Below are 7,606 nucleotides of genomic sequence, written 5' to 3'. Positions count from 1 at the left end.
GGTGCAGAAATGCACCATATGGAGCATCGCGCGCCGCAGGTGAGCTAATAAGGTGCAGAAATGCACCTTATTGAGCATCGCGCGCCGCAGGTGGGCCAATAAGGTGCAAAACTGCACCTACCGCTCCACATCAGGCCGCGACCGCGCCGTGTACAATCGCTATACTCTTCTTTTTACCCACATCCTCCAACCACGCCGCCGCAAGTGTTTCGTTCCGCGTAACCGCAACAGATTCTTCTTGTCACATTACGGTTCATCCATTATTTTCTATATGTCCATTCATTCTCGCAGAGAGGAAGCCGCCCATGAGAACGACAATAGTCAATACTGACGGTCATCGCACTCTACGCAACCATCGCAATCAAAGAACATCTGCAATCGCCACTCTACTCACTTTCCTCCTACTTATTACCGCGATAGCACCGTTGCATTCTAGCTCGCTTAGAGCAGAAGCCGCATCAGCCGCCACGTCCGATCCCATCGTTACGCTGCTGAAGGAAACGAAGTCCTACATGGCCCAAGCGAAGAAGCTTTACCTCGCCAATGATCAGGAAGGAGCATACGCTAATGTGGCCAAAGGGGAGGCCAAGCTGCTCGCGGCTCTGAACACCAAAGGCGCGTCGGATCCTAAGTATGGGACATTGCTGGCATCTAGTGGTTATCATATGAGCACGGTGCTGCACCCCACCAACACGGGGGTGAAGTATGTTCGAACGTTCACGTCCGACATTCCTTGCGGCGAGGCAGGCTGCCAAGGCGTGCCGTTAAGCGCCATTATGTTGTTCAACTACACAGACGGATCAATATCGACCATCCGCTCGCACATCGTGCCGCTTCCTGGCGATCAGGGCGAGGTGGAGCCGTTCTTCCTTCATGTACTGACTCAATACGGACTGTTCCGCACGACAGCTGGTGACATTATTATGCTGAGTGTATTGGGGAACTGGCGGGGAGGCGGATGGTCCATCGGTTTGCGGAATTTGAGCAAGGGGGGAAGTGCTGAGCCATATACGACATTGTTCCAGGGTAAGGATCTGCCTGAGGAGCTGCTGAAGCATTGGGATGAAACGCAGCAAGGATTCCTTGGCTTGTGTGACGCACGCGAGACAGTGAATTGTACGGTACAGAATCCTGAACAAATCACGATAACAGCAATCGACGAAGATGCAGGAACGGTCACTTTCGGAACCGAAGTCGTTCATCTGAGCAATGTTGTAAACGTGAAGACGAGCACAGAGAGAGGAGAACTGAGGAAATTAATAAACACGCTCCTAAGTAGAGGGACGTTCGAGGATGTTCCCATTCGGCCAGGCGAACAAATCGTCGCAGCACCGCAGCTGGGCGAGCCGCTCGGCAAGCGCAGCAATTTGTTATTCTATCGTAACTTTACTCTTCAAACCGATGCAATCGGCGAGGTCAAACATATCTATTATCCAGCGCGCCTAACCGGCTTACAGTCCGTAACGCTTGCATGGCTGGAAAAGCAGCTGGGGACAGCATCAGTAAACAAGGGAAGCAGCAGCTCCGTGAGCGTCGTCATCCAGTCCAAATATAATCTATCGCGACTAACCTTTACAGCTTCGAATCGCAACAGTACCGTTCAAACCATCCGCCTATCTGGGCCACTGGCTGATGAAACCAAAGGCATGATGATGAGTGCAATCGGCCCAACTTAAAAGAACTCAGCTTACCGCCGCATTAGATCACCCGGGCCAGTTCAGCTCAGCTTTTATCCAAGCATTCTCCTACTCCTCATCCAAATGCGCAACCGAAGCAAAGCTCTCAATCTTGAAGCACCCTGTATCATAAGTAACCTGCGTAATCGAACACTCCGATATAAGGCTGCTCTGCTCAGCGACAAAATCCGGATGCCAGCGATTCAGCTCCATCTCATCCCAATAATGCACAAGAAAGTCGGTCAGGACGCCGCCATGCGTGACAACAACAATGCTGCTCTCGTCCGGCGAGGCCTCCCCGATTTCCAGCAACGCAGCAGCGAATCGCTCGCCAGCCTGCCTGGCCGAATCGCCAACAGGCGGAACGTACTCGGGATCCCGCGAACACTGCTCCCACATCGCAACGAATTGATCAAAGCTCTGCTCCGGCAGATCTCCCCAGTTCGCTCGCTCGCGCAGACGATGGTCTACCTTCACCTCAGAGGCTCCCAGCGCATCTGCAATAATTGCAGCAGTCTGCTTAGCTCTAAGAAGCGGGCTGGCGACGATGGCATGAACAGACTTATCTTGGAGAAAATGAGCCGTTGCCTCCGCCTGCAACCGCCCCGCATCTGATAAGGCAGCATCGCCGATGACCTTCTCCTTAAGGCCATGACGAACCAGATAGAGCGTACGCATGCCGCTTCCTCCTCTAGGAGAGCGATTCCCACCTTGCCCAGAGCTCTGGCGGGTTCAACTCGTATGTTTCTTTCTCCCGGAACATGAATTGGTGCATAATAAACTCCCGTCGAATCGTTGCAAAATCATCATGGTACTGTTTAATGTACGCATTGATTTCCTTCTCTGTATACGGCCGCGACTTCTCCAGTCCGGCAACGATATGCTCCAGCACGATCAACTTCTTCTTGAGTTGTGACGGGATTTGTTTCAGCTTGCCGTCCTTATCGAAGAAGTTACGGATTACGGATTCCTTCAGTCTCGTTAATTCGGCGTCCATCGGATTCATTTCGCTGCGCGCATTCGTACCGCGATAGATGAAGTCAGCAGCGGCAGACGCACTATTCTTGAGAAAATAATGATTGAGCGAGAAGTAGATCGTATTCTTCTCCCGGCGTTCATTGATCAGACTCGCTTCCCGCAGCTTAGCCGCGTGATGGGTAACGGTTGCAGGCGTGACACCCAGCTTCTCCGCAAGTTCCAATCCGTTCCGTTCGCCGTCTGCGAGCAGGACGAGCATCCGAAGCCGATTCGCATCGGCCAACGCTTTATGGTAGCTGACGACCTTATCTAGTTGCATCTGCTTCACTCTCCTTTACAATTTAACAACAATCTAATTAGATATTAGTTAAAACGAAATATAAACGAAGCCCCGGGCAATGTCAATACCCGAGGCTTGTTCGGCATTCACTGCGTTACCGGACTTGGTTCGACACGCTCTTGATAATAGCTGCGATACGCGTTTCACAGCCTTCGATCGTTGCCAGCCGCTGCGCCGTCTCGTTCAATATGCTGCTCAGCGAGGTAAGCGAGCGGATCGCGTTCTTGCTGTCTCCGGTTCGCAGCGCATACAGAAAATCGCTCCATTCGGCCGACTTCTGCTTGTTCAGCTGACTGATCGCCGACTTCTGAGGGGAGATGAGCTGCTCTTCTTTATCGATGGCGGCCAGTTGGTCGCGCAGCCGCTTGATCGTTGCAGCGGCAGTCGCCTTCGCTTGCTTATATTCGGTGTCCGCATAACTAATGTCCGCTTTTGCAGCTTTAACCGTAATAGCGAGCAGGTCGACCTGCAGTTGAACCGCTGCAATAAGCGTTTTGCTGCCAAGCTTCTTAGCTGCTTTCAGAGAGGCAGTGGCGGCTGCGTATTTGTCGAACAGCGGTTGATAGCTGTCCTTGGTTTGCTTCAGCTTGCGGGCAAGCAGATCGATTTTGGCCTGATCGATGCTTTTGATGCGGCTGCGCAGCGCGGTCTCGTTCGTATCGTTCTGCTTGCTTGTCGTCTTCAAGCGTGTGTCGCGCGCATTGTTCTGATCCTGCCCTTGAACGAAACTGCTGTACAACGACTGCAACTTAGTGCTGTCAGCAGCCGCTGCGGCGGCTTTCATTTTGTCGAATTGCTTCTGAGCGGTGATGGACAACGACTGCGTAGCAGCATGAGCCGATGGTGCAGGCAGCAGCGAGCACACGAGAGTAAGAAGCAGCAGGACCGGAACGATCAGCCGTTTGGCTGCCGCTCTGTTGGATGCCATCATGATGAATAGACCTCCTGAATGAATAGATTCATAGCGACAACCTGGCGCACAACGAAAAAAGCACCCTTCCAGCAAGGCCAATGGCCAAGCTCGAAGGGTGCTTCCCTGCGATGGAAACGCAACGGTTCCGCATATGTGATTTCACTATACGCCGTCCAGTCGAAAACTGTCAAGAAAAGGATGGAGAGAAGCAGTTATATTATTCTTAGTCAATCGACTGCTGAAGTGCATCTTTTTACCACATAAGAATGTATAAATTTTCGAGTCACTCGAAATGCAAATTCTTATTGGCGATAAAACCTACCTCATGCTACTTACGAAGCTGCTTTGCTCTGCAAAGCTGTAGGTCGCTCATCTTCGAAAGACCGCGATAGAGGTTTTCTCACAATAAAAATCAAAAAAAGGCATAAAAAAAGCACATCAACTGTGCAAATCTCCGAAAAAGATATATTTAAAGTTAGGGTGCTGCTTCGGCACCTTATGATAATAGTATAAACCGCGTTCCAATTAAAGTCTATATCTTTCTATAAAATTCCAATATGCTAGTGTTTATTCCCGGCCGGGATGCTAACAACGATGAGGAGTGACAAACAATGAGTGATTATTATTGGGACAACAAAATAGACTATTTGCGCCGAACGAGACCGCTGCATCATAACGATGATTATTTCGAATTTTTAGTTGAGAAGGTATGGCGGATCACCGAGCCTGTCCGTTTAGTCGATTTTGGCTGCGGCTATGGTTATCTGGGTCTGAAGCTGCTGCCGCTGCTGCCTGAGGGCTCCACCTATACGGGCATCGATGAAGGGATGGAGCTTCTTGCTCATGCTAGCTCGTTGTTTAGCGAACTGCCCTATGAAACGAATTTTATCGCGGGTGATGTGACGCACCTAGTATGTGAACCGCAATACGATATAGCAATTAGTCACGCATTCTTGATGCATATGCAGGACCCGCAGGCCACGCTGCAGATCATGATCGACAGTGTCATCGACGGCGGCAAGGTCATCTGCATTGAATCCAATTGGGTTGCATGTATGGCGGGCTATTATGTGGATGGAGTCGATCAGTCGAAAATCGTAGACGTGGGACTGCTGCAGAAACTATTTGAACGAGACACGAAGCGGGTTGGGAAGGATGGCAATATTGGCTCCAAGCTGCCTGTTTATATGAGCAAGCTTGGATTAACGCAAATCGAGAGCCGTGTGAGCGACAAAGTGCTGTTCTTGAATCCGAATGGTGATGCGGATGTGCATGCGGAGATGCTAGCTTCCATGCGCACAGACGGCGGCTTCGGTGCTTCTCCAGGAGATACTGAGCCGTTTATCAAAGGGCTAATGAGCCGCGGCTGCACGATCGAGGAGGCTAACAGACAGTACGAGAATGAGCTGCGGCTGTCGCAATTGATCGATTCGAACAGTTTCGTCACCCATGCGCCGGGCATGCGATTCACTTTCGGCACGGTACAACGGAGCAAGATATAACAAATTATTTTGTTTGACATTGGAAAAAAAGGAAGTCCACTGTCGGATGCGGAATATATCATCAGCATGTGGTGAACGCGCTTGCTACCATCCTAACGATAGGGAGACCTTCAGCATGATTGAGGCACCTCGGCAGTGGATTGTTGAAGCAGAAATCGATACGTTGCAGGACGCATTAGAGCGCGGGGATATTACCTCGGTGCAGCTTGTTCTGCTTTATTTGGAACGAATTCGCAACTATGACGGGCCGATCAATTCGATGCTGGAGCTGAATCCCGACGCGATTGAGATTGCTCAAGCGCTGGATGAGGAACGGCAGCGCATAGGAAGCAGGGGACGCCTTCACGGTATCCCGATCGTACTGAAGGACAATATTGATACGCAGGATCGGATGCACACAAGCGCTGGCTCGATTGCGTTGGCACAATCGATTGCGCCAGCCGATGCATTCGTTGCTGCCCGTCTGCGGGAAGCAGGGGCGATCCTGCTCGGCAAGACGAATATGACCGAGTGGGCGAACGGCATGGCGGAAACGATGTGGGCAGGCTACAGCTCGCGAGGCGGGTTGGTGCTTAACCCGTACGGTCCGGGCAATGTGTTCGTCGGCGGCTCAAGCTCCGGTTCGGCAGCAGCGGTTGCCGCTAATTTCGCGGCTGGCGCGATCGGAACTGAGACGTCCGGTTCCATCGTGAATCCGTCAGGCTACAATTTCGTCGTCGGCATTAAGCCAACCGTCGGGTTAGTGAGTCGAACGGGTCTTATTCCATTGTCGCTGACGCAGGATACAGCTGGTCCGATCGCGCGAACGGTGAAGGATGCAGCCATTCTGCTCGGCGTGTTGGCAGGACCGGATGAACAAGATGAGGCGACAATGAGAGGCTCGGAGCATGTGCATCGCGACTATACGCAGTTTCTGAATAAGGATGCGATGCAAGGGGTGCGAATCGGCGTGCCTCGTTATTATTGCGAGGGACTGGACGAGGCGCCGCTCGAAATATTGGGATCGGCGATTGATGTCGTTCGATCGCTCGGAGGCATAATCGTTGACGATGTTGACATTCCTTGTGCGGGCATCGAGTGGGATCGCAGCGTCGTGCGTTATGAGTTCAAGCGAGGGCTGGACGATTATTTGGCGAAACTTAACCCGAATGTGCCTGTTCATTCGCTTGCCGAGCTAATCGCATTCAATGAACAGCATGCGGAGCAGGCGCTCAAATATGGGCAGAAGGGCTTGACGCGTTCAGCGGATACGACAGGCGTGCTCACCGATGAGATCTATGTGAACGGACTGCGATTCAATCGGCAAATGTCGCGCGAACAAGGCATTGACTATGCGCTGCAGGAGTACGGCGTAGATGCGCTGCTGTTCCTTGGGCATAACGGGTCGGAAATCGCGGCGCGTGCAGGTTATCCGCTCATAACGGTACCTGGCGGCTATTCGAACGATGGACGCGTGTCCAAAGCGGGCTACATAACCGATGGCCCATATGGCATCACCTTCGCAGGGACTGCGTTCAGCGAGCCGCTGCTGATCGGATTGGCTTACAGCTTCGAGCAGGCTACCCAATATCGGTTTCCGCCGGCAATGATGCCGCAGGAAACTCAATAAAGCGCGAAAGCGCGGCTAAGCCGCGCTTATTTCATTGGAACTATTCGGCACCAGCCAGCAAGTGAGGTAAATCCACTGTTACATGAAGCAGGCATCCCAGGGTCCGATGATAAATTAAGTGTGGTTGAGCCCCACATAAACCGCTAACTCCAACGCCGAAAGCACTCACTGGTGCGTCCCGCAAGCAATCAGGTGACATTCGGCGGTTTAAGTGTGGGAGCCCCCCACTAAAACCGCTAACTCCAACGCCGGAAGCACAATAAGTGTGTCTCAACCCCGCCTAATAGTGTGTCTTAGCCCCGCCTAATGTTACATGAAGCAGGCATCCAAGGGTCCGATGATAAATGAAGTGTGGGAGCCCCCCACTAAAACCGCCAACTCCAACGCGGAAAGCACAATAAGTGTGTGGCAGCCCCGCCTAATGTTACATGAAGCAGGTATCCAAGGGTCCGACGATAAATTAAGTGTGGTTGAGCCCCACATAAACCGCTAACTCCAACGCCGAAAGCACCACAAGTGTGACTCAGCCCCGCCTAATGTTACATGAAGCAGGCATCCAAGGGTCCGATGATAAGTGAAGTGTGGGAG

Annotated in this window: 6 protein-coding genes; 3 read left to right on the top strand and 3 right to left on the bottom strand. The window is 52.0% G+C overall.

The genetic code is table 11. The features are described 5' to 3' along the window. The first annotated feature begins 305 nt into the window (after positions 1–305). Entirely contained in the window at positions 306–1,676 is a 1,371-nt protein-coding gene (locus tag SBI19_RS29165) for a hypothetical protein (protein WP_317973043.1), read from the top strand. 69 nt (positions 1,677–1,745) lie between these two features. Here SBI19_RS29165 and SBI19_RS29160 read toward each other — a convergent pair whose 3' ends face one another. The 3 genes from SBI19_RS29160 to SBI19_RS29150 form a co-directional block, all read right to left on the bottom strand. Further along, on the bottom strand, positions 1,746–2,354 hold the full coding sequence (locus SBI19_RS29160; protein ID WP_317973042.1) for a histidine phosphatase family protein: 609 nt from the start codon (positions 2,352–2,354) through the stop codon (positions 1,746–1,748). Between the two features lie 13 nt (positions 2,355–2,367). Beyond that, on the bottom strand, positions 2,368–2,973 hold the full coding sequence (locus SBI19_RS29155; RefSeq protein ID WP_317973041.1) for a DUF2087 domain-containing protein: 606 nt from the start codon (positions 2,971–2,973) through the stop codon (positions 2,368–2,370). A 115-nt stretch (positions 2,974–3,088) separates the two neighbouring features. Continuing rightward, positions 3,089–3,925: a hypothetical protein gene (locus SBI19_RS29150; RefSeq protein ID WP_317973040.1), complete on the bottom strand. Its 837-nt coding sequence runs from the start codon at positions 3,923–3,925 to the stop codon at positions 3,089–3,091. A gap of 593 nt (positions 3,926–4,518) precedes the next feature. Here SBI19_RS29150 and SBI19_RS29145 point away from each other — a divergent pair. Both SBI19_RS29145 and SBI19_RS29140 read left to right on the top strand, forming a co-directional pair. Continuing rightward, complete coding sequence (locus SBI19_RS29145) at positions 4,519–5,409, top strand: methyltransferase domain-containing protein (protein ID WP_317973039.1); 891 nt, start codon at positions 4,519–4,521, stop codon at positions 5,407–5,409. Between the two features lie 115 nt (positions 5,410–5,524). Next, positions 5,525–7,018, top strand: coding sequence for an amidase family protein (locus SBI19_RS29140; RefSeq protein WP_317973038.1), 1,494 nt, complete (start codon positions 5,525–5,527; stop codon positions 7,016–7,018). Positions 7,019–7,606: the final 588 nt, after the last annotated feature.

Source organism: Paenibacillus sp. CCS19 (genome assembly GCF_033239625.1).
In the GTDB taxonomy this organism is placed as follows: Bacteria; Bacillota; Bacilli; order Paenibacillales; family Paenibacillaceae; genus Paenibacillus_T.
This window is presented reverse-complemented; position numbering and strand designations above follow the sequence as displayed.